The sequence below is a fragment of the Pseudomonas sp. GW821-FHT03C07 genome (assembly GCF_059420925.1).
The window spans coordinates 482,523-504,118 of the sequence record NZ_JBWKUQ010000003.1; the positions used below are offsets into that span (position 1 = coordinate 482,523).

Genomic DNA, 21,596 nt, shown 5'->3' on the forward strand with positions numbered 1-21,596 from the left:
CAACGTACGCCTGCTTGAATCAGACCGTCAGCCGAAATATGACTGATGAGTCACGCTGCTATACCAAGAAACTCTTTGTCGACTGCGAGGCCCACCGGCTCTCGCTTTGCGGCAGATTGCCCTCCTATAACAACACCCGTCGGCCAGGCTTCAACGGACCGACATGGGCCTGCAACATTCCAGGCGAATGCCTACCTGTCATATAAATCGTGCACAGTTCGTTGCGCGCATACCCGCTTGCCAGGAGTCCTTTGACATGAGGCCAGAAATCGCTGTGTTGGATATACAGGGTCAGTATCGGGTTTACACGGAGTTCTATCGCGCAGATGCCGCAGAAAAGACCATCATCCTGGTCAACGGTTCGCTGGCTACCACTGCGTCGTTTGCACAGACCGTGAAGAACCTGCATCCACAATACAACGTCGTGTGCTACGACCAGCCCTACGCGGGCAAGTCCAAGGTGCACAACCGTCACGAAAGAATGCTGACCAAGGAAATCGAAGGGCAGATCCTCCTGGAGCTGATCGACCATTTCGGCGCCGAGCATGTGATGTCCTTTTCCTGGGGCAGCGCGGCGACCCTGGTTGCCCTGGCGCACCGGCCACGGCGAATCGAGAAGGCGGTGATCAGCTCCTTCTCACCGGTGCTCAGCGAACCGATGCGCGACTATCTGGAACGGGGCGTCGACTACCTGAGCGCCTGCGACCGCGACCGCATGGGCCATCTGGTCAACAACACCATCGGCAAGCACCTGCCGTCGCTGTTCAAGCGCTACAACTACCGGCACGTCAGCAGCCTGGCCGAGCATGAATACGGGCAGATGCACTTCCATATCAGCCAGGTGCTCAGCAGTGACCAGTTGTGCTATCTGACGGCGGCGAAACAGATCGACGTACCGGTGCTGTTCATGAATGGTGAATGGGACGAATACACCTCGCCCAGCGATGCGTTGCAATTCGGTCAGCATGTGCGCCACAGCCAGTTCAGCACCATCCGCAGCACCGGGCACTTTCTCGACATGGAGCACAAGTCCGCCTGCCGCGACAGCCGTCATGCGCTGCTGGAGTTCCTCAAGCCGACGCATCAGGAAAGCCGATCGCGGTATTACCGACACGTTCAGGAGCACCATGCACAGGCCATGTGAACGAGGGTTATCACGGGTTTGCAGCGTTCTTGCGAACGGACACAAATCCCGTGATGGACGCAAACCCCTTGTAGGAGCCAGGCTTGTCGGGACGCCGCATCGCAGCGAAGAGGCCCGAGTGGCCACCAGAAGTCTCGCAGGCAAGCCTGGAACCGACAGGAACCGCGCTTGCGCTTACTGACGGGTATTGGCCTTGCGTGCGTGACCGCCGACCCGACGTGCTTGTTAAAACACAGATTTTCAAAGAAAAACTTCAAATCCCCGGCCACATCTGGTACAAAGTCAGCCGTCCGAGCGGGTGTCGTATAATGGCATTACTCCAGCTTCCCAAGCTGATAACGAGGGTTCGATTCCCTTCACCCGCTCCAATCGAATCCAGTCCGACGTTGCTGAACAGTGCGACGAAGACAAAAGAAAACCGGCCCTCAGTGGCCGGTTTTTTTATGGGCGGGATTGCACTAGACCGTCAAAAATAACGTTTCTCCCAGAAACGACAAAGGCGCCTTTCGGCGCCCCATTCGCAGGCAGGCGGCTTGTCATCGCCCCTCTCATTCCGGAACTGCACACCTGGGGTGCATCTCTCGACAGCAAAGCCTAATACCTCCCAAAACGGGATCCTGTAGGTGCGGGTAATAGCAAGTGGTACCTTGCGGATATTCTGGGAAAGCAGCCCGGCTTATGCCGACTCAGGGACGCCACTGGTTGAGTGGTACCGACATATGGAAAAGGCCGTCTATCGCACGCCGCAAGAGATCAAGGCGGAGCTGAGAACTGCCAGTATCCTCAAAGGTGGGAGGGCGGTATTCAACATTGGCGGCAACAAATACCGAGTGATTCTGGCAATCGATGATCAGAGACAGCTTGGCTTCATACGACTCGTTGGCACCCATGCCCAGTATGACCAGATCGACGCGGAGACTGTGTAATGAACATTAAACCTATTCACAACCAGGAAGACCTGAGCGCCGCCTTTGCGCGTATGGAGCAGCTGTGGGGCGCAGAAATCGGTACGCCTGAAGGGGATGAACTGGAAATTCTTGCGCTGCTCATCGAAAAATACGAAGACCAGCATTATCCAATGCCACCTTCCGACCCAATCGAAGCGATTAAATTTCGCATGGATCAGCAGGGCTTGACCCCTCGTGACCTGGAACCTTTCCTTGGATCGAGCGGGCGCGTATCCGAAATATTAAACCGCAAACGCAAACTGAGCTTGTCGATGATCAAGCGCTTGCATGACGGTTTGCGAATTCCTTATGAGTGCTTGCTCGCGGATGTTGCATAACGCGCAAGACTCTGGAGTTTGCCCCGAGTTTTGTCGTCAGCCATCAGCCAATGATTATGCCGAACCAGGCGGCCAACACCTTCACATGTAATAGCCTACCGTTTTCTTCAAGCAATCCGAGTACTCATAAATATCGTCCACCGAGTTGATCGGGTGCCGCGTCTCGTTTTTTTCCTCATCAAAGATCCCGATGTATTTCTGTGAGCGATTAAAATGCAGACGGCAAATCGGCTTACGATTGTTATCATCCAGCAGGATACCGAAGTAGCTCTGAGTGTCCCGCTGCACGATACGTTTCGCATCAACGACAGAACGCACCATCGCACGAACAATGTGATAACCCTCCAGCTCCTCCAGTGTCGTCAGAATTTTAGCTTCTGAATCGACACTATCAGTCGTACTATTTACGCCCTCCGTAGCAACCGGAAGTGAACTGACCGTCGGTTGAAGCACGCCGCTCATTGCGGACTTGAGACGGTCATTGATCTGGTCATTGAGAAACTGCGCTAGCGCCTTTCTGGTCAGTTCATAAAACTGCTCGCGTACTTTCTGAGTTATGACTCCATCGTAAACTCGACTTGCAAAGACTTTGACAAAATCATCATCGGGCTTACTGACTTGAGAGGCGATAACCTTCTTGATCTGACTGACATACTTCAACTCTCCTGCGGCATTGATGATCGAATCCACGTCGAAAGCTGACTTCGTCAACTTAGTCAACTCTGGAACTGAGTACTCATCGATGTCCAGTAAATCGAGTTCCAGAAAAGGCTTCTCGTCCATTTTGTTAGGGGCATCGAGGTCAGTGAAAAACTTATAGACTTGGCCGTTGGTCAGGATGGAAATCCGAGCGCTGGTGACATGAAAATAGCGGAACAATTGAGAGGCATGGTTGAGATTGAGTGACTCGCCGATTTTTTTGCACTCAATCAGAATCTGAACCTCTCCGTCCTTCATGATAGCGTAATCAATCTTTTCACCCTTCTTCGTCCCCACATCACAGACAAATTCAGGGGTCACTTCCTGCGGATCAAAAACATCGTAGCCTAGAACAGTATTGATAAAGGGCATGACGAAGGCGTTTTTGGTCGCCTCTTCCGTCTGAATAGCAGCGCTTTGAAGACGCACTTTGGCAGCGAGACTGGCGAGCTTTTCAAAAAAGTCCATGAACGACCTCTGACCTGTTCAGATCCATTGATGAGGATGATGGCAAAATGACCACTCTTGAGAGTAGACATAAAACAGCACAAAGAAAGGCCGCCTTCCAAAAATCGGGTAAACCCAGACAGGTGGGTTAGAAATAACCTCATGATTTAATTTCACGTACAAATCTAATCAAATCAGCATAGCGGGGTGGGCGTCACAGTTCCCGGACAGGCCAAACGGCTGGCTTGGCATGCGGCATTGGTGCTGCACACCGGCAGGAGGCTTACGTAAAGCCTTGGCAGCATCAGCTTTGAATGCTGCCCTCAAATCAGTCGGTTTCGGGGTACGAAGAGGAGCCCAGCGCCCCTTTTCTTCCTTTTCTCAGCTCAACGCTGAAACATGGTTGATAGCGATAAGCCATCTAACGATAATCCGGCCTCCCTACACTCACGCAAGGATATGCCGTGAAAAAGTCCCTTCTGTTGCTCCCACTGCTCGCCCTGTTGCTGCAAGGCTGCGGTGTGACCATGACCCGCTACGAGCCGAGCTACGAAAACGTCCAACAGCTCAAGCAAACTCCACCGCTGCAATCGATCAGCAATGCCGAGGTGAAAGCCGCCTCTGGCCAGGGCTCGCTGATGGTTCGGGCTAACCCGATCCGTTCGCCGAGCGGCAGCATCCCCCTGCATATTCAGCAGGCCATCAACGAAGAGCTGAGCAAAGCCGGCCTGCTGGATCCGCAAGCAGAGCGGCACCTGAATGTATTGCTGGTCAATAATGAGCTGACGGCAGGAGCCAGCACCGGTACCGGGCAGCTCTCTGCCCGCTTTACTTTGCTCAAGGGCAATGAGGTGGTCTATGACGCGACCAAGGACGTGAACCACGAGTGGAGCAGCAGTTTTTTCGGATTCATTGCGATTCCGAACGCCGCCAATGCCTACAACCCGATGGTGCGTGATTTGCTGAAGGCGCTGTACAGCGACCCGCAGTTCATTCAGGCCTTGAAGTAAGGATAAAAAAGGGCCGCTATTGCGGCCCTTGGTTTATCAAGCCCGTGGTACGCCGGAGTTGAGCGCCGAGTATTTCAGGCCATTGCTCTCGACCATTTGCTTGAGCAGCGCATTGACCTGGCGGCTGAACGTGTCGTTGATCGCCGCTTTCGGGGTGTTGCCCATCAAAGGTACAAACCAGATCCCCATCCAGGTATTGATCGAATCATGGTTGCTCGCATTGCTGATTGCCACCCCTTGTTGGTCAACCGCTTCGAGACTCATGGTGTATTGATCAGTGGCCAGCGCCGGGATGATCATGAGGCTGAGGCCACTGATAAAACCCATGACCAGTTGGCCACCACCCGCCGGATGGTTGTAAACCTTGAGGTGCAGGTTGTAATCACCAGGCTGCTTCTGGAATTCGTCCAGCGTGACACGACTGAAGAGTCCGGAATCGTTCAGCACTTTTTGCAGTTCAGGCTTGAGCATCTCGCGCGCTTGCGGCACTTCAACGGCTGAGGCGCTTTTTGGCACACCTTGGTAGAACTTGAAGTCCACATACACATTCGGCTTGTTCGAATAGCTGGACATCGATGGCAGCTTCACCGGCGCCACTTCGTCCTTGGTGAAGCTCGCGCAACCACTCAGCCCGAGCACTAGGGCCAACCCCAGAATTTTTCCAATTTGCATGTCGACTTCCCTAATTGATGGCATAGCGCCTCCATGGCCGGAGCGCGGAACGGATTCTAGAGAGTCACCAGTAATAACAAAAGGCCATACTCGAGAAATCTGGCCAAATTGGAAAAAAGCCCCCAGCCTGGTCTTTACAAGGCCCACTCCGCGTGGCCCCATAACGTATTTTTGGCGCATAAGAATGGATATCGAGCTGGCTAAAACCTTTCTGGAAATCGTCAGATGCGGCAGTCTGATTGCCGCCGCGCAGCGATTGCATGTGACCCAGACGGCGATCACCGCCCGTGTGCAAAAGCTGGAAAGCAGCCTCAATAGCAAGTTATTCGTCCGCAACAAAGCGGGGGCCAAACTGACAGCGGACGGGGAAGCCTTCGTTGTCTATGCCAACCAGTTGGTACAAACCTGGGAGGCTGCGGTCAGGGATTTACCCCTGCCCGAAGGTTTCCACAAAATATTGCATATCGGTGGCGAAGTCAGTTTATGCAATCCGCTCATTCTGGATTGGGTTCGTGAAATCCAGAAATCCATACCGACGCACGCCATCAAAACGGAGATCAGGGACGGCTCAACGCTGTTACGACAATTGGAGCTTGGCCTGTTGGATGCGGCCTTGGTTTATCAACCGGCCTACTGGCCCGACTTGCAAGTCGAGCAGATTCTCGAAGAAAAATTGATACTGGTCCGCCTGATCGCCAAACCCGAGCCTTATGTCTACATCGACTGGGGCGTTGGCTTCCGGCACTCCCATGACGCGGCCTTGCCGGAAAAAGCAAAGGCAGCGCTTTCCTTCAACCTGGGGCCCGTCGCCCTGCAATATATTCTCGACAATGGCGGGTCCGGCTACTTCAGGACCCGTGTCGTGCAATCCTATATTGAAAGCGGCATTCTTGAGCGCGTCAGCTCCGCCCCTGAATTCAGCTACCCAACCTTCCTGGTCTATTCTCGTAGCCGATCATCGACCGAGCTGCAACTCGCCATCAAGCTATTAAAAGATATTGTCACCCGGGATAGCGATTGGTCCCAACGCTGGGATCCGCTGATCTGACTAATGCAGGTGCACAATCAAATCGCGGTGCAAGGCCGCGATCAAGTCTGTCTGTGTGATCACCCCGACAAATACGTCATTTTGCAGGACCGGAATACAGTGCAAGCCCTGCTTTGACAGTAACGGTATCAGCTCGACAATATGAGCCGTCGTCGTCACACAGGTCACGGGCGCCTGCATGATGTCTTTCAACAAGGTCTTTTTCTTGACCCCGAACACGCCAGGCAAACCGCTGCTCCGACTGGCTAGCGGGTGTTTGATAATATCCGTAAGGCTGATAATACCGACAATATGGTTTTCTTCATTCAGTACGGGCAAGGTTTTGATGTGGTGGTGCATCAGGATCCGCACCGCCTCTTTAATGGTTGTTTCCGGGGTCCCCGAAAGCACGTCCCTCGACATGATATGGGCAGCTTGAATATCCCCCATGCTCCGTCTTAACGCGTGCTTTTCGGTGGATCGGATAATGCTTTCCAGGTCCTCTCTCGTGACGTCAACAAATCCGTCAATATCCGCCAGTGCCGCGTCAAGGTCATCACTATTAAAACCGACCCGCTCGAACGGAGGGATATCCCGGGTGTGGTTGATCTCCGCCGATGGATTGAGATGGGCTTTGGGGTAGCGAACCCCGGTCAGATTATTGAATACCAGTGCACACCCCAAGAGAACTCCGGCATTCAGCATCACCGGATAAAAAACCTGCAGCCCCAAGGGGGCCAAATCGCTTTGAGACAGCACAACACAGAGCGCCACGGCAGCACCGGGAGGGTGCAGGCAACGAAGCATGAACATGCCGCCAATGGCCAATCCCACAGCGACGCTGGCGCTCAAGAAAGAATGACCGAGTAACGGTACCGCTATCAACGCGGCCACGGTAGCGACAAAATAACTGCCGACTATCGACCAAGGCTGAGCCAGTGCGCCCGTAGAAACAGCAAACAACAAAACGGATGACGCGCCTACCGGACCTATAAGATGAAGCGTCAGCTCCAACCCATAGACGTATTGGCACACCAGGGCCGTAATAAGAACACCTGCCCACGCCCCGACTGATGCGCGCAACCATTCCCTGGGCCGGGTGTTCAATGACGCCGGATAAAAACTCGACAAAACAGACTTGATCATTTTTCACACTGAATAAAAAAGGCTCATTAATATTAATGAGCCTGTGTACCGGGGGAGGCACGAAAAAGAGCATTCATTGGAATCAGGTCAGCATTTTGGCAACACTGGACATAGCTGACAAACGCAAAATATTGCTATTTGAATTCATTTTTTTTGATACCAAAATCCTCCACCCCTTCTTTCCTATCGTGTTTCAAGTAGCCACACCCCGGCCCCACCCAAGTGCTCAACTACAAACAGGGCATGGCAACCTAAAAGAGAAGGTTTTTCTGAAGCGGGAGACTAGCGGGTTGAGTGAGCCTTAACCCAATCACTCACCTTTTGCACTACGACGCTTTCGACGCCGTTGTAACCATGATGCGCCATGGCCTCACAAGGATTACCGGAATCATCCCCGCCCTCCACCGTGATCAGTTCCTTGGCCGGGACAGAGGAAAGCTGGCCAAGCAGCGTGGGCGCCAATGCATAGGGGGTGACATGGCAGCCATCGTTACGATGATGCACAACAAGCACAGGAACTTTGATACGAGACAGATCAAACGCGGTGACGCTGCCCACCCCGTCGAGAATACTTGAAGTCAGAACCACACCATCAAATAAACTGTCCGCCGCAAACTTTACACTCACCGAGACTGCGGAGGTCGTGCCACGGCTGGTACCAACCAACCATACTGGGATATTGGACTTTTTCTTCAGAAACTCGGCCACATAACGAATATCCTGAGCGTATCTGTAACTGTCGCGTTCAACCCCGTCGGAGGGCCTATCAACGACAGCAACTTGAAACCCTTGAGCCGCCCACTGATCCCGAGTCCGGACTAGAAAGTTATTCTTGCCCGTGCGGATATCGCCATTGTCATTAATATTGAGTCGACCCTCCCCGCCAGAAAACAAAATCAGACTGGCTCGCGGCTGATCGGGTGTAATCAGAACAAATCGTTCCGTTACCCCTGGCCGCGTAGGTAGGGTATTGGTGGTTTTAGTCGTCGCCGCCAACGTGGGAACGGAAACACAACTAATCAGCAGTATTCTGACAATCCAGGATAGGCGCAACAGAACAGCGCGACGGGTGAGCCTTTCGAAGAATTCCATGAACCACCTCTGACCTGTTCAGCTCCACTGGCGGGAGCCCCAATCATGATCACAGGTTGACAGGTCATTGGGCGGGCTTCAGGAAATGCCACATCGGTGGTGACTTTTTGATGAGTGACCACCGATCAGGCCTAGCCGCCTGAATCAACCGTTACTTCCCGTCAGCCTGCTTCTTCAAGGCCGAGATCAACGCGCCGTTCATAGTGGCCAACGATCCGTACAAGGTCGACAACTCACCATTCAGCGCAGTGACCTGCTGGGCCTTCTGCTCCGGACTCATGTTCTTGTTTGCCTGAAGCTGCTGCAATTGGGCCTGTTTCTCGGCGATCATCTTCTGCAACCGCTCGATCTGCTTGCGCAGTTGCTTGATGTGATCCGGCTCCGAGCTGGCCGCTTGGGCCTGATCGGCTTTGGACGCGCTGACCCCGGCACCGGACAGGTTGACTTTGACCCCTGTCGGGCTATCACTCGTTGCCTTGCCCTCTTTACCGGCATCGGTGGACTTCCCTGTGCCGAGCGGGGACGCTACGGGGACAACAGTGGGGGTATTGATGGTAACGCTGCTGATGGAAACCATGACAGACGCTCATTCAGGTTTAGGTCTCCTTGACATCGACCTGAACCCACCGAACTTTAGCGATATTGTACTAAACCAGATACAAACACCTACAATCGTCTCCCTCAGTGTGTCACCACGCCGCGCTTGACCCCATACATCGCCTCATCCGCATGCTTGAACAGTTGCTGGGCTTCTTCGCCATTTTCCGGATACAGCGCAATCCCGATACTCGCCACGATGCTCAGCTCGAAGGCCTCCCAGGGCACGGGCTTGCCAAGCAGGTGGCGGACCTTGTCGGCCACTCGGTTCGCATGCTCCGGCTGCTGCAAATGCTCCAGCAGGATGACGAATTCGTCGCCGCCGATACGCGCCACGGTGTCGGTCTCCCGGACACATTGTTGCAGGCGTCGAGCCACTTCCTGCAAAAGCAGGTCGCCTACCGCATGCCCAAAGCTGTCGTTGACCTGTTTGAATTTGTCCAGATCGACATAAAGCAGCGCCAACAGCCCACCCTCGCACCGAGCCCGGGCCAACGCGGCCTTCAGACGCTCCTGGAGGAAAGCCCGGTTCGGCAGGTGGGTCAGTTGATCATAGCGCGCCATGTACTCCAGTCGTGCATGCAGTTGCTTGCGCTCGATAGCCGCCGCGACCTGGGCCGAGACGAATTGCAGCAGTTCCTGGTCGTGCTCGGTGTAGCGCTCGCCACCGCTGCTTTTCACCAGCAGTGCACCAATGGTGCCGTTCTGTGAATTCAACGGCACGCCCAGGCAGGAGGGTGCGCCTTCGATGTTCGACAGCAGCGGCTGGCCGCTGCGCACGACCTCGGCACAGTTACGGTCGACGGCGTTCGGCTCGCGCCGGTCGTCAACGAGGTAGGGGAAACTCAGTTGGTCGCGCTGTTGATCGTAAAGCGCCACGCAGAAGTTCTCCGCCGGCAACCACTCGCCGATGATCCGATGCACCCGCTGGAACAGCGCCAGCAGATCCTCGGTGGCGTGGGCCGCTTCGGAAATCGCGTAGAGCGCCGCTTGTCGGGACTCCGCCAGTTTGCGCTCGGTGATATCCCGGGCCACGGCGATGCGCAATTGGTCGACCTCGGACCAGCGCGCCGACCACATGATATGCACCACCTGGCCGTCCTTGCGCACATAGCGGTTTTCAAAATACGGCTTGGGCTGCCCTCCCATGATTTCGCAGGCAGCCTTGAGCGTGCGCTCCCGATCTGCCGGCAGCACCAGGTTGATCATCGGCAGGCCGATCAGTTCGTCCTGGGTGTAGCCGAAGATCCGCTCACAGGCGGCGCTGACAAAGACGAACCGTCCTTCGACATCCACCGCACACACGGCGTCCATCAGCAGGTCGATAAAGCTGGCCAGCGGTGTGACAGTCTTGGATTCCATCAGAAAGAGATCGCCCCAAAAAAAGTAAGCGTCAACGTCTATCCATGGAAATACCGGCTTCCTGCCCTCCCCTTGCAGCAGATTCAAGCCTTGTTTGGCATCAATCCCGGCAACGCATGGACTAGCGCGTTAACGGCAAAGCCGATAAACATCACGCCGCATAACCGGGTGATTATCAACTCGTGCCGCTGGTAAAACGCCCTGACCCGCCGAGCGCCGACAATACCGATGAGAATAGCGTATGCCACGACACCGCCAAGGAAACTGAGAAAAATCAGCCACGGCAGCATCGACCACTGCAACAGTTCGGCGCGACTGGAGAGCAAGGCGGTGAAGGTCGCGACCGCCACCGGGTAGGCCTTGGGGTTGGTCAGGCCGAACAGGATGCCGTGCGCGAAGGGTTGCCGCGCCGCGCCCTGGGGGGCCTCGGCACTGGAGCGCCGGCTGCGGATCGCCCGCAGCCCCAGCCAGAACAGGTAAAGACCACTGAGCACGCCAAGGATATCGAACGCGCTGCTGCCGATTTCCCGAGCACCGACAATGGCCACCAGCGCCGTACTGCACCAGATCACATCCCCCAACAGGTGCCCGCAGAGAAACCCCGCCCCAGCCAGCCGGCCACGGGCTGCGCCGATACCGAAAACCGCCAGCACGCCGGGCCCCGGGGTAATGCCATAGATAAAGCCGGAGGCGAGCACAGCTATGAGCAACGAAGCAGTCATCGGCAATTCCTCGGCGTGGGGCGGAATGGATCGAAGTCTATCAATCCCGCCGATCCAGCGCATTGACTACCAGGCGGTCGACCCAGCCCCACAGCCGCTGCTTGACCCGCCGCCACAGCGGCCGTGCCTTCCAGTCCTGCAGGCTGACTGGCTGGCTGAGGGCAAAATCAGTGAGGAAACTGGCTTCCACCGCCAGGGTCAACGACGGATCGAGGGCTTCGAGATTGGCCTCTAGGTTGAAGCGCAGGTTCCAATGATCGAAATTGCACGAGCCAATGCTGACCCAGTCATCGATCAGCACCATTTTCAGATGCAGGAAGCACGGCTGGTACTCGAAAATCCGCACCCCGGCCCTGAGCAGGCGCGGGTAATAGCGATGGCCGGCATAGCGCACCGACGGATGGTCGGTACGCGGCCCGGTCAACAGCAACCGCACATCGATGCCGCGGTTGGCGGCCCGGCGCAGGGAACGGCGGACCTTCCAGGTCGGCAGGAAATACGGGGTCGCCAGCCAGATGCGCTGCTTGCCGCTGTTCAGTGCCCGTACCAGGGAGCGCAGGATATCCCGATGCTGCCGGGCATCGGCGTAGGCCACCCGGCCCAACCCCTGTCCAACCACCGGAACCCGCGGCAAGCGTGGCAGGCCGAAAGGCGCCAGGGGTCGCCAGGCAGCACGTTGCTCGTTGGCCAACCATTGACGATCGAACAACAGTTGCCAGTCGAGCACCAGGGGACCGCTGATCCGCACCATGACTTCGTGCCATTCAAAGCCCTCTTCACCCGGGGTCCAGAACTCGTCGGTCACCCCGGTCCCGCCGACCACGGCCAGGGACTGGTCCACCAACAGCAGCTTGCGATGATCGCGATAGAGATTGCGCACCCAACGGCGCCAGCTCAGGCGATTGTAGAAGCGCAGTTCGACCCCGGCCTCGATCAGGCGCCGGCGCAGACCCAGGGTAAACGCGAGACTGCCGTAATCATCGAACAGGCAGCGCACCCGCACACCGCGTTCGGCCGCCTCGGCCAGCGCCCGGACCATGGCCTCGGCACAGGCGCCGGCCTCCACCAGGTAAAGCTCCAGCTCCACCTGGCATTCGGCCCGGGCAATCGCTTCAAGCATCAGTGGGAAAAAATTCGGCCCATCGATCAACAGCTCGAAAGCATTGTCAGCCCGCCAGGGGAAGATCGCGCCGGCCATGTCAGCGCGCCGCGAAGATCAGCACCGCGCCCACCGGTACCGACCAGCTGATGGCCGACAGACCGGCGGCCTTGCGCAATACCGCCAGCCCTGGCAGCAGCTCGAAGTCCTCGGCATGCAGTACCAACGGCTCCAGGGTCACCACTTGAAACCGTCGTTCATCCAGCCGGGTCGCCAGCAGCTCGGCGTTGTAGCTGTGCTCCTTGCCGCGCAGCTTCACCACCAGTGGCAGGCGCAGCTCCAGTTGCGCGCCAGGGGCCAGGTCGTTGATCGGCTGGACGTTGATCTGCGCGACGACCTGCGCCTCGGGCCAGGTCTTGATCTCGAACAGGTCACGACGCAAGCGCTCGTCACGCAGGGGAATCCCGGTGCTGACCGACTCCAGCTCAACTTCCAGGGTTGCTACGCCCTGGCGGTCGATCTTGCCGTGCAGGGTCAGGAAGCGGTGGACTTCGGAAATATCGGCGTTGTGGGTGGTGACAAAAGACAGGCGTGAGGACTCGTTGTCCAGGTACCAGTTGGCCTGGGCCGGCAGGGCGAGCACCCCGAGCAGGGCCAGGAATAGGCGGGACCGGTGCATGCAAGCTCCTGATTGGACGTAGGCACCACCTTACCCGCCCGGGATAAAGGTGGCAAACCACGGATCAGGGCTCCAGCCGGCAGCCCTCGTGCGGGCCAACCCAGACAGCGCTGCTGCTGCGTCCCAGCCCTCGGGCGGTGACCCGGTGCTGTTGCGGATCATCGTGGAAGTCGCTGACCGGCACCGACTGTTTGACGTACCCCAGGCAATAGTCCGCCGCATTGTTCATCACATAACGGCAGGAACAGTACTCCTTGGCGGTATAGGCACTGATGATCCCGGGAAAAGCCTGCAAGGCCTGCCGCTCATGCCAGGTCCAAACGCCCAGGGCAAACAGCAGCAGCAACAGGCTGACCAGCGGACGCCGGCGCACAAATCCCCGCGGACTCATGGCGCCACCGTCGGCGCGAACGCCGCCAGCGCTCGCTTGAGCAATTCGTTGTGGCGGTAGCTGCCGTCGCGGTCATCGCCGTAGCGCACGATGACCAGGTCCGCGCTGGGGATCACATACAATACCTGGCCCCAGTGCCCGAGGGCGGCGAAGGTGTCCGGCGGCGCATCCGGCCAGGGCTTGGCGGCGCCCTTGATCGAGCGATTGAGCCACCACTGGCCGCCCCCCACGGCTTCGTCCTGGCCCGGTTTATAGCCGGCGAAGGGCCGCAGGTTGAAGTTCACCCAGGCCCTGGGCAGTAACCGCCGCTCACCCCAACGCCCCTCACGCTCCATCAACAGGCCGATTCGCGCCAGATCCCGGGCCGTCATATAGACGTAGGATGAAGCGACGAAGGTGCCACTGGCATCGCGTTCCCAGACTGCACTGCGAATGCCCAGCGGGTCGAACAGGGCCGTCCAGGGATAGTTCGGATAACGCTTGGCACCGACAATCTGGCGCAAGGCGGCGGACAGCACGTTGCTGTCACCGCTGGAATAACGGAAGACCCGCCCTGGCCGGCTGTACTCGCCATGGGCGGCGGTATAGCCGGCCATATCGGCGTGCCCCTGGGTATAGAGCATCGCCACCACCGATGACTTCAACGGTGCGTATTCATAGTCCTCCTGCCAGTCGATACCGGAGGACCAGTTCATCAGGTGTTCCAGGGTGACATGGGGATGGGCGCGCATGGGTCGATAGAAGCGCGCCGCCGACTCATGCAACTGGAACAGGCCTTGGCCATAGGCCACGCCAAGCACGGTGGCCATCACGCTTTTACTGACAGACCAGGTCAGGTGCGGGGTATTGACGCTGCTGGGACCGGCATACCGTTCGTAGACGATCTGGCCATGGCGGATAACCAGCAGCGCATCGGTACGGACACCTTTTCGTGTGGCATCGTCGCGGCCGGGGAAGGCGTAGGACTCCAGGGTTTCAAGGGCCGGTCCGGACACCTGCGGCCCCTTGGACCAATCTTCGCCCGGCCAGACCTCGGCACGCGCGGTGACGCTGAACGCCAGCAACAAGGCAGGAAAAAAGGTCGAACCCTTGGGCATGGAGCCAGCTCGCAGAAATAGCCTCGCGCCAGCTTAAGCGCGCTTGATGACAATCCTGGTGCAGGGGTTCTCCGGGGCCGAACACAGATCCTGAGCCTGGCTTGCCAGCCAAGCTTTTAGCGTTCTCAAGGACACCTTCGCAGCGCTCCGGCAAGCCCTACAGGTTTTGTGGCGCATTCAAGATCTCGGCCCCCTGATTGGCCGGTCCCGAGCCCCTCCTGTCATATAAGCATCACCAAAGCTTCATGGCGATGACACCGGGGCTAAATAGCCTGACTTTGCACAACAAAGTCGACTGGCCGCACCCCTGGCCGGCAACCGGAGACTCGTAATGACCCAGATCGCCCGCATCAGCGACACCGGCAGTGAACGCCGCCTGCAAGCCGAACGCCTGCTGGGCGCCACGGCGTTGCAAGAAGCCCAAGCCTTGCGCTTCAACGTCTTCAGCGGCGAGTTCAACGCCAAGCTCAAAGGCGCTGAGCTGGGCCTGGACATGGATGATTATGATGTGCACTGCGCCCATATCGGCGTACGCGACCTGAGCACCGGCCGCCTGGTGGCCACTACCCGCCTGCTCGACCACAAGGCCGCCAACACCCTGGGCCGTTACTACAGCGAAGAAGAATTCAGCTTGCACGGCCTCGGCCATCTGCAGGGGCCAATCCTGGAAATCGGCCGCACCTGCGTCGACCCGGCCTACCGTAACGGCGGCACCATCGCCGTGCTCTGGGGCGAACTGGCCGAAGTCCTCAACGCAGGCGGCTACAGCTACCTGATGGGCTGCGCCAGCATCTCGATGCAGGACGGCGGGATCCAGGCCCAGGCGATCATGCAGCGCCTGCGCGAACGCTACCTGTGCACCGAACACCTGCGCGCCGAACCGAAAAAGCCGTTGCCATCACTGGATATTCCCGGCAACGTCATCGCCGAAATGCCCCCGCTACTCAAGGCCTATATGCGCCTGGGCGCGAAGATCTGCGGCGAGCCGTGCTGGGATGAGGATTTCCAGGTAGCCGACGTGTTTATCCTGCTCAAGCGCGACGAGTTGTGCCCACGCTACGCGCGGCACTTCAAGGCGGCAGTCTGATGAGCCGCCTACGGGTGTACGGTCGGATAGCCCGGGTGCTGCTGGTGGTGGCGCTCGGTCTGAGCATGGCCAGCGTCTTCGGGGTGTTCGAACGCCTGAGGGTCGCCAATTCCATGGTGCGGCGGCAACGCTGGTCGCGCTTTTTCATGGCGCGCCTGAGCAATGCCCTGCCCTTTCGCGTCACCGTACGTGGCGAGCTGCCGAGCCAGCCGATGCTGTGGGTCAGCAATCACGTGTCCTGGACCGATATCGCCCTGCTGGGTGGCCTGACCCCGCTGTCCTTCCTGTCCAAGGCCGAAGTACGAACCTGGCCGGTGGCGGGCTGGCTGGCCGCGAAAGCCGGCAGCCTGTTTATCCGCCGTGGCTCGGGTGACAGCCAACTGATCCGCAAACAGATGAGCCGTCATCTGGAACAGCACCACCCGCTGCTGATGTTTCCGGAAGGCACCACTACTGATGGTCGGTCGCTGCGTACCTTCCACGGCCGTCTGCTGTCGGCGGCGATCGATGCGGATGTGGCGCTGCAACCAGTGGCCATTCGTTATCTGCGCGACGGCAAGCCCGACCTGCTGGCCCCGTTCATTGGCGACGACGACCTGCTGTCGCACCTGATGCGCCTGTTTTCCAATGACCAGGGCGATGTGGAGATCCAGATACTCGAACCGATCACCTGCAACGGCCAGGAACGCGCGGTACTGGCCTTCCAGGCGCAGCAGGCGGTACAGATGGCATTGTTTGGTGAAGTCGCTGAAGTGAGGCGTTCGGTAACGCGTCAGGCCGAAGCCGCCTGATAAATCTGGAACATTGAAAACATCGCACTACCTGTAGGAGCCAGCTTGCTGGCGATAGCTATCTGATAGTCGACAGCGTAGTCGCCTGAGAAATCGCCATCGCCAGCAAGCTGACTCCTACAAAGGATCGCGTTCATTCAGGGAGTGAGCGTGGGAAAACGCCTGCAACTCGGGATAGAACAGCCGAAAATCCTCGCTCAACGGCTCATACAGCCCTTCCAGCTCGCGCATCGCATGCGCCAGTTCCTCGGGCCGCGACAAACGCCGCGAAATGCCCCGCAGCACCTGCTCCAGCACCGCGAAATCACGGTAGGAACCCAACCAGTCATTGGCCGCCATATAAGGTGCGATCTCGGCCAGGCGCCCAGGTAGATTCCGCTGGTTTTCCAGCACGCGATAGACCTGGGCGGTAAAGCTGTCCAACTCGCCTTCGGCATAGAGCGCCCAATCCCGCGCCAGGCAATGGTCGAAGAACACATCCAGGACAATCCCGGCATAACGCCGCCGCGTCAGGGAAAACCGCGACAGGGCCTGCCCCACCAAGGGGTGCCGATCGGTAAACACATCGATGTGGCGATGCAGTTGAATCGCCGCTTCGATCGACGGGGTGAACTGCCCTTGCACGCGACCTTTGACAAAGTCGCCATAGAGGCTGCCGAGCAGTTGTTCCGGGCGCTGGCCGCCCAGATGCAGGTGTGCGAGATAATTCATGAGCGACAGCTTAGCACTCCGCCGGCCTATATCGTTATAACCCGATATAGCGAATAACGCTGAGATCAGATCAAAATCATATTGGTGTATCGCGAAATACCGATATATATTTCGCCCCATCGCGATATAACGTTTTATCCACCCTGAGCAACGACCATGCCCCTTGACCTCGACGAAATAATAAAAGCGCTGGCACACCCAGTACGCCGAGACATTCTCAGCTGGCTGAAAGACCCGAAAAACCAGTTTCCCGAGCAGTACCACAACCACGAGTACGGTATCTGCGCCGGACAGATCGACCAGCGTTGCGGCCTGTCGCAATCCACCGTCTCCGCGCACCTGGCGACCCTCCAGCGCGCCGGGCTGATCACCAGTCAGAAAGCCGGCCAATGGCACTTCTTCAAACGCAACGAGGAAACCATCCAGGAGTTCCTCCGCATCATGAGCCAAGAGCTCTAATAAGGACCGCACAAGATGCCCCTCTCGTTACTGATCCTGGCCCTGAGCGCTTTCGCCATCGGCACCACCGAGTTCGTCATCATGGGCCTGTTGCCCGATGTGGCGGCGGACCTCGGCGTGTCGATTCCCGGCGCCGGCTGGCTGGTGACCGGCTACGCCCTCGGCGTGGCGATCGGCGCGCCGTTCATGGCCTTGGCCACTGCGCGGCTACCGCGCAAGGCGGCCCTGGTCGCGTTGATGGGGATCTTTATCGTCGGCAACCTGCTGTGCGCCATCGCCAGTGACTACAACGTGCTGATGTTCGCCCGGATCATCACCGCCTTGTGCCACGGTGCCTTCTTCGGTATTGGTTCGGTGGTGGCGGCCAACCTGGTGGCCCCGGACAAGCGCGCCTCGGCGGTAGCCCTGATGTTCACCGGCCTGACCCTGGCCAACGTGCTCGGCGTACCGCTGGGTACCGCACTGGGCCAACAGGCCGGCTGGCGCTCGACTTTCTGGGCGGTGACGGTGATCGGCGTGATCGCGCTGATCGGCCTGATTCGCTACCTGCCGGCCAAGCGTGACGAGGAAAAACTCGACATGCGCGCCGAACTGGCCGCACTCAAGGGCGCCGGGCTCTGGTTATCCCTGAGCATGACCGCACTGTTCGCCGCCGCCGTGTTCGCCCTGTTCACCTACATCGCGCCGCTGCTCGGCGAAGTGACCGGCGTCTCGCCACGGGGCGTGACCTGGACCCTGGTGCTGATGGGCCTGGGCCTGACCGTCGGCAACATCATCGGCGGCAAGCTGGCGGACAAAAACCTCGCCGCGACCCTGATCGGCGTGTTCATCTCCATGGCCGTGCTGGCCACCGTGCTGACCTGGAGCAGCCTGCTGCTGATCCCCGCCGAACTCACCCTGTTCCTCTGGGCCACCGCCTGCTTCGCCGCCGTACCGGCCCTGCAGATCAACGTGGTGACCTACGGCCAGGCCGCGCCCAACCTGGTCTCGACCCTGAACATCGGCGCCTTCAACGTCGGCAACGCCCTCGGGGCCTGGGTCGGCGGCAACGTCATCGCCCACGGCTTCGGCCTCACCCGCGTCCCCCTGGCCGCCGCGGCACTGGCAGTCCTCGCACTGCTGGTGACCCTGATCACCTTTCGCCAGAACAACAACGACGAACTCGCTCCTGCTACCCACTGACTCCTGCTATCAACTGTTACCCACGAGGTTTGTACACATGGCAACTCTTTTCGATTCGATCAAACTGGGCGACCTGGAACTGCCGAACCGCATCATCATGGCCCCACTGACCCGCTGCCGTGCCGATGAAGGTCGCGTGCCCAACGCGCTGATGGCCGAGTATTACGTACAGCGCGCTTCCGCCGGTCTGATCCTCAGCGAAGCCACCTCCGTGGCGCCGATGGGCGTCGGCTACCCGGACACCCCGGGTATCTGGTCCAACGACCAGGTGCGTGGCTGGGCCAACGTGACCAAGGCCATCCACGCCGCTGGCGGGCGGATCTTCCTGCAACTGTGGCACGTCGGCCGAGTGTCCCACCCTTCATACCTGAACGGCGAACTGCCGGTCGCGCCGAGTGCCATCCAGCCCAAGGGCCATGTCAGCCTGGTGCGCCCACTGTCGGACTACCCGATCCCGCGCGCCCTGGAAACCGCTGAAATCGCCGACATCGTCGACGCCTACCGCGTCGGGGCGGAAAACGCCAAGGCCGCCGGTTTCGACGGTGTGGAGATCCACGGCGCCAACGGCTACCTGCTCGACCAGTTCCTGCAAAGCAGCACCAACCAGCGCACCGACAACTACGGCGGCTCCGTGGAAAACCGCGCGCGCCTGATGCTCGAAGTGACCGATGCGGTGATCGAAGTCTGGGGTGCCGGCCGCGTCGGCATGCACTTGGCGCCACGCGCCGACTCCCACGACATGGGCGATGAAAACCTCTCGGAAACCTTCACCTACGTCGCTCGCGAACTGGGCAAGCGCGGTATCGCGTTTATCTGCTCCCGCGAGAAAGAAGCCGGCGACAGCCTTGGCCCACAACTGAAGGCGGCCTTCGGCGGCCCTTACATCGCCAACGAACGCTTCACCAAGGACAGCGCCAACGCCTGGCTGGCCAGCGGCAAGGCCGATGCGGTGGCCTTCGGCGTGCCGTTCATCGCCAACCCGGACCTGCCCGCCCGCCTGCAGGCTGATGCGCCGTTGAACCCCGCGCACCCGGAAACCTTCTATGGCAAAGGCCCGGTCGGCTACATCGACTACCCGACGCTGTAAGCAGCACCCGGCAAGCCCCGCCAACAGAAAGCCCCGGCCCGCAAGCGCCGGGGCTTTCTGTTGGCGATGGCAGGGCAACCGCCTTCAACTCGCCGCTTTATTGAAGTGACCCACCTCTATTGAGGAATAAGCCTACATACGGTACTGCCCTTTGCTCGGGGTATTTTCGGTAACAAACCCCATACTTACCCAGTGCCCCGCCGGAATCGGCCAGGCACGCAGTGTCATGGGATGACGCTGCCTCAAAGACCTCATTAAAAGGAATTAATCAGATGACTCCCCTCTTGCAGTCCATCAGCCTCGCCCTGTTCTGCGCCGTGCTCTCGGGACTGATTTCTCTCGCCGCCTTCGCCACCGGCACCTCTGGCATCGCCCCCCTCGGACCTGGCGCGTCAGAACCCGAGCCGGCAAAATCGGGCGTTTCCAAAATAGTCACCTCCATCGAGATCAGCAACGACTCCCCCGACGCCCTCGAACTGCTGGGCACCGGTCTCGACCTGGGCGGCGCTGCGCCATCGAGTTTCAACATCGCCAGTGGCGAGCGCCGGGAACTGGTACTGGACGGTCCGAGGGCCTGGTTCATCTATGGCGCCGGGTCGCGCAAGTGTCGCTTCGTCGCCCAACATAGCCTGCAGGAACGCTTCGCCAACACCCAACGTCCCAACTACCTGCCCATCTGGATCAGGAAGGCCGAGTCCATCGGTGAGCGCCAGGCCTCCTGCAAAGCGCGCCTGAGTAAAACCCTCAAGGCGCCGCCCTACAGCTACAACGTCAAGTTCAGTATGAGTTGAGTGGCACAGCGGCCACACTGAACGACGATTGCGTTGAAGACCTCGATAAACCATTGGCGCGGAAAACGCCCCTCTCGCCGCTGGCCAGGTTCTCAGCGCGTGCGCTGGCCCCAGGCCGCCGCGAGCCCACTGAGGCAGATCACCGAAATGCCCACTACGCCGAATGCATCCGGCGTGTGATCGAAGATCAGATAGCCGTACATCCCCGCGAAGAGAATCTGCCCGTAACTGAACGGTGCCAGCATCGCTGGCGCCGCATGCCGGAACGCCTGGGTCAACAGCATGTGGCCGAGCATGCCGCAGGTGCCCAGGCCAAGCATGAACAGCCCATGCCCCCAGGTGGGAGTAGTCCAAAAAAACGGCAGCAAAGCCGTCATGATCAGACTATTGAGGATACCCGTGAGAAAGTTGCTGGTAGTCGGGCTGTCGACACCGCTGAGCATCCGCGTCAGCAATTGATAGAAGCCAAAGCACAGGGCCGAACACAGTGGCAGGGCTACCGCCGGGGTGAACAAGGCGCCACCAGGGCGGACCACGATCAGCACGCCGACAAAACCAGCGATCACCGCCGCCCATTGGCCACGACCGACCCGTTCCCCCAATAGAGGCACGGACAAAGCCGTCACCAGCAAGGGCGCGAGAAAGTTGACCGCCGTGGCTTCGGCCAAGGGGATGTAGCGCAGCCCCGTGGTGAAAAACAAGCTGGTGCCGATCAGGCACAACGCCCGCAGCAACTGCAGGCCTGGCCGTTGGGTACGCACCACGGCGGAGAAGCCGCTGCGGGGCACAAAGATCACCAACATCAACAAGGTATGCACCACGTAGCGGGCCCAGACCACCATGACAATGGGATAGAACCCGGACAGGTACTTGGACAACGCATCGTGGCTGGCAAACATCAGCACCGCCAGGCCGATCAGGGCTATGCCCTTGAGCGGCTGCTCGGAACCCTTGTGCAACAAATCGGGCACACTCATTCACAAACTCGCAACACATTCGCTACAAAATACGTAGCTTAC

The 21,596-nt window shown here is 58.8% G+C and carries 24 protein-coding genes and 1 tRNA gene; 12 read left to right on the forward strand and 13 right to left on the reverse strand.

Annotated features, from left to right (window positions below; translation table 11 throughout):
- The first annotated feature begins 256 nt into the window (after nt 1–256).
- The 4 genes from AC07VG_RS08545 (at nt 257) to AC07VG_RS08560 (ending at nt 2,429) form a co-directional block, all read left to right on the forward strand.
- Nucleotides 257–1,144, forward strand: a complete 888-nt coding sequence (locus AC07VG_RS08545) for an alpha/beta fold hydrolase (RefSeq protein WP_495020862.1) — start codon at nt 257–259, stop codon at nt 1,142–1,144.
- Between the two features lie 294 nt (nt 1,145–1,438).
- A tRNA-Gly gene (locus tag AC07VG_RS08550) sits at nt 1,439–1,512 on the forward strand.
- A 255-nt stretch (nt 1,513–1,767) separates the two neighbouring features.
- Nucleotides 1,768–2,070 (forward strand): type II toxin-antitoxin system HigB family toxin, encoded by a 303-nt coding sequence (locus tag AC07VG_RS08555; protein WP_495020863.1) that lies wholly within the window; start codon nt 1,768–1,770, stop codon nt 2,068–2,070.
- The gene (locus AC07VG_RS08560) at nt 2,070–2,429 is read left to right on the forward strand and encodes a helix-turn-helix domain-containing protein (RefSeq protein ID WP_495020864.1); all 360 of its coding nucleotides are present in this window, start codon (nt 2,070–2,072) and stop codon (nt 2,427–2,429) included. Before AC07VG_RS08555 ends, AC07VG_RS08560 begins: the two co-directional genes overlap by 1 nt.
- Before the next feature lie 81 nt (nt 2,430–2,510).
- Here the strand turns inward: AC07VG_RS08560 and AC07VG_RS08565 are convergent, their stop codons facing one another.
- A complete protein-coding gene (locus AC07VG_RS08565) occupies nt 2,511–3,596 on the reverse strand; it encodes a type I restriction endonuclease (RefSeq protein WP_495020865.1) in 1,086 nt (361 codons plus the stop codon).
- Between the two features lie 443 nt (nt 3,597–4,039).
- Here AC07VG_RS08565 and AC07VG_RS08570 point away from each other — a divergent pair, with 443 nt between their 5' ends.
- Entirely contained in the window at nt 4,040–4,585 is a 546-nt protein-coding gene (locus tag AC07VG_RS08570; protein WP_495020866.1) for a hypothetical protein, read from the forward strand.
- A gap of 36 nt (nt 4,586–4,621) precedes the next feature.
- Here AC07VG_RS08570 and AC07VG_RS08575 read toward each other — a convergent pair whose 3' ends face one another.
- On the reverse strand, nt 4,622–5,257 hold the full coding sequence (locus AC07VG_RS08575) for a hypothetical protein (protein WP_494999532.1): 636 nt from the start codon (nt 5,255–5,257) through the stop codon (nt 4,622–4,624).
- Between the two features lie 184 nt (nt 5,258–5,441).
- Between AC07VG_RS08575 and AC07VG_RS08580 the strand changes: the two genes are divergently transcribed.
- On the forward strand, nt 5,442–6,305 hold the full coding sequence (locus AC07VG_RS08580) for a LysR family transcriptional regulator (RefSeq protein ID WP_494999531.1): 864 nt from the start codon (nt 5,442–5,444) through the stop codon (nt 6,303–6,305).
- On the opposite strand, the gene AC07VG_RS08585 is transcribed toward AC07VG_RS08580, so the two are convergent.
- From AC07VG_RS08585 to AC07VG_RS08625, 9 genes are all read right to left on the reverse strand, one after another.
- Nucleotides 6,306–7,430, reverse strand: a complete 1,125-nt coding sequence (locus AC07VG_RS08585; RefSeq protein WP_495020867.1) for an HPP family protein — start codon at nt 7,428–7,430, stop codon at nt 6,306–6,308.
- A 282-nt stretch (nt 7,431–7,712) separates the two neighbouring features.
- Nucleotides 7,713–8,522 (reverse strand): alpha/beta hydrolase, encoded by an 810-nt coding sequence (locus AC07VG_RS08590; protein WP_495020868.1) that lies wholly within the window; start codon nt 8,520–8,522, stop codon nt 7,713–7,715.
- A gap of 151 nt (nt 8,523–8,673) precedes the next feature.
- On the reverse strand, nt 8,674–9,099 hold the full coding sequence (locus tag AC07VG_RS08595) for a hypothetical protein (protein ID WP_494999528.1): 426 nt from the start codon (nt 9,097–9,099) through the stop codon (nt 8,674–8,676).
- 104 nt (nt 9,100–9,203) lie between these two features.
- On the reverse strand, nt 9,204–10,481 hold the full coding sequence (locus AC07VG_RS08600; protein ID WP_494999527.1) for a diguanylate cyclase domain-containing protein: 1,278 nt from the start codon (nt 10,479–10,481) through the stop codon (nt 9,204–9,206).
- Nucleotides 10,482–10,564: 83 nt separating this feature from the next.
- Nucleotides 10,565–11,203, reverse strand: coding sequence for a LysE family translocator (locus tag AC07VG_RS08605; protein ID WP_494999526.1), 639 nt, complete (start codon nt 11,201–11,203; stop codon nt 10,565–10,567).
- Between the two features lie 40 nt (nt 11,204–11,243).
- Entirely contained in the window at nt 11,244–12,401 is a 1,158-nt protein-coding gene (locus tag AC07VG_RS08610) for a phospholipase D-like domain-containing protein (protein ID WP_494999525.1), read from the reverse strand.
- 1 nt (nt 12,402) lies between these two features.
- Nucleotides 12,403–12,981, reverse strand: a complete 579-nt coding sequence (locus tag AC07VG_RS08615) for a YceI family protein (RefSeq protein ID WP_494999524.1) — start codon at nt 12,979–12,981, stop codon at nt 12,403–12,405.
- Nucleotides 12,982–13,045: 64 nt separating this feature from the next.
- Nucleotides 13,046–13,372, reverse strand: a complete 327-nt coding sequence (locus AC07VG_RS08620) for an amidase (RefSeq protein WP_495020869.1) — start codon at nt 13,370–13,372, stop codon at nt 13,046–13,048.
- Nucleotides 13,369–14,469, reverse strand: a complete 1,101-nt coding sequence (locus AC07VG_RS08625) for a serine hydrolase domain-containing protein (RefSeq protein WP_495020870.1) — start codon at nt 14,467–14,469, stop codon at nt 13,369–13,371. The genes AC07VG_RS08620 and AC07VG_RS08625 overlap by 4 nt, the downstream gene beginning before the upstream one ends.
- A 331-nt stretch (nt 14,470–14,800) precedes the next feature.
- On the opposite strand from AC07VG_RS08625, the gene olsB reads away from it, so the two are divergent.
- Together olsB and AC07VG_RS08635 are read left to right on the forward strand one after the other, a co-directional pair.
- Nucleotides 14,801–15,556, forward strand: coding sequence for an L-ornithine N(alpha)-acyltransferase (olsB, locus tag AC07VG_RS08630; protein WP_494999521.1), 756 nt, complete (start codon nt 14,801–14,803; stop codon nt 15,554–15,556).
- The gene (locus AC07VG_RS08635) at nt 15,556–16,347 is read left to right on the forward strand and encodes a lysophospholipid acyltransferase family protein (protein WP_494999520.1); all 792 of its coding nucleotides are present in this window, start codon (nt 15,556–15,558) and stop codon (nt 16,345–16,347) included. Before olsB ends, AC07VG_RS08635 begins: the two co-directional genes overlap by 1 nt.
- Before the next feature lie 117 nt (nt 16,348–16,464).
- On the opposite strand, the gene AC07VG_RS08640 is transcribed toward AC07VG_RS08635, so the two are convergent.
- The gene (locus AC07VG_RS08640) at nt 16,465–17,058 is read right to left on the reverse strand and encodes an acyl carrier protein phosphodiesterase (RefSeq protein WP_494999519.1); all 594 of its coding nucleotides are present in this window, start codon (nt 17,056–17,058) and stop codon (nt 16,465–16,467) included.
- Between the two features lie 156 nt (nt 17,059–17,214).
- Between AC07VG_RS08640 and AC07VG_RS08645 the strand changes: the two genes are divergently transcribed.
- The 4 genes from AC07VG_RS08645 to AC07VG_RS08660 all read left to right on the forward strand — a co-directional run bounded on the left by AC07VG_RS08645 (nt 17,215) and on the right by AC07VG_RS08660 (nt 20,577).
- Nucleotides 17,215–17,517 (forward strand): ArsR/SmtB family transcription factor, encoded by a 303-nt coding sequence (locus tag AC07VG_RS08645; protein WP_494999518.1) that lies wholly within the window; start codon nt 17,215–17,217, stop codon nt 17,515–17,517.
- A gap of 15 nt (nt 17,518–17,532) precedes the next feature.
- A complete protein-coding gene (locus tag AC07VG_RS08650) occupies nt 17,533–18,699 on the forward strand; it encodes an MFS transporter (RefSeq protein WP_495020871.1) in 1,167 nt (388 codons plus the stop codon).
- Between the two features lie 37 nt (nt 18,700–18,736).
- Entirely contained in the window at nt 18,737–19,786 is a 1,050-nt protein-coding gene (locus tag AC07VG_RS08655) for an alkene reductase (protein ID WP_494999516.1), read from the forward strand.
- Between the two features lie 272 nt (nt 19,787–20,058).
- Complete coding sequence (locus tag AC07VG_RS08660) at nt 20,059–20,577, forward strand: hypothetical protein (RefSeq protein ID WP_495020872.1); 519 nt, start codon at nt 20,059–20,061, stop codon at nt 20,575–20,577.
- A gap of 92 nt (nt 20,578–20,669) precedes the next feature.
- Here AC07VG_RS08660 and AC07VG_RS08665 read toward each other — a convergent pair whose 3' ends face one another.
- Nucleotides 20,670–21,554 (reverse strand): DMT family transporter, encoded by an 885-nt coding sequence (locus tag AC07VG_RS08665; RefSeq protein WP_494999514.1) that lies wholly within the window; start codon nt 21,552–21,554, stop codon nt 20,670–20,672.
- Nucleotides 21,555–21,596: the final 42 nt, after the last annotated feature.